Source organism: Haloferax sp. KTX1 (assembly GCF_902410085.1).
GTDB classification, from domain to species: Archaea; Halobacteriota; Halobacteria; order Halobacteriales; family Haloferacaceae; genus Haloferax; species Haloferax massiliensis.
Window position 1 is genome coordinate 1 of record NZ_CABPRH010000112.1, and the last position, 486, is coordinate 486.

At 58.8% G+C, this 486-nt stretch carries 1 protein-coding gene; it reads right to left on the reverse strand.

From position 1 onward, the window contains the following. Positions 1-360 (reverse strand): nitroreductase family protein (locus FY251_RS21035; protein WP_187367478.1); only part of this gene is annotated, 360 nt, incomplete at its 3' end. Positions 361-486: the final 126 nt, after the last annotated feature.

A 486-nucleotide genomic window follows, 5' to 3' on the forward strand; every position in this document is an offset into this window, starting at 1 on the left:
GAACGAACGCGTCCCAGCGGACTCGCCGTTGTGCTCGAGGGTGACCTTCGAGAAAACGGCGATGAGCGCGCCAGCATTGCGTGCCCATGAGCGGTTGGCTTCGTTCAGCAGGCCGAGGAACGACTCCCATTCGTCGTCCTCACGGGTGGCGTAGACGAATCGCCAATGCTGATTGTTGAATGCGGACGGTGCCCAGCGCGCGGCTTCAAACAGCGGCAGCAGGTCATCTTCAGCAAGCGAATCACCAGCCATCGCACGCGGCGACCAGCGATTAACGAAGAGCGGGTCGACGTCGTGAGCAGGGTCCCGGTGTTCCGAAATCTCGTCGTCGAGGCTACGGCTGTAATACGTCTGTGACATCGTGTACGGTCGTTCGGTACGCCCGCTTATGTATTGATGGCAACACAGCCACAATCAGGTGACACCGACGCTATCAGTCAGTACCTGTCGAGTAATAAGATACGAAGTGCCACAGCCACACACGGC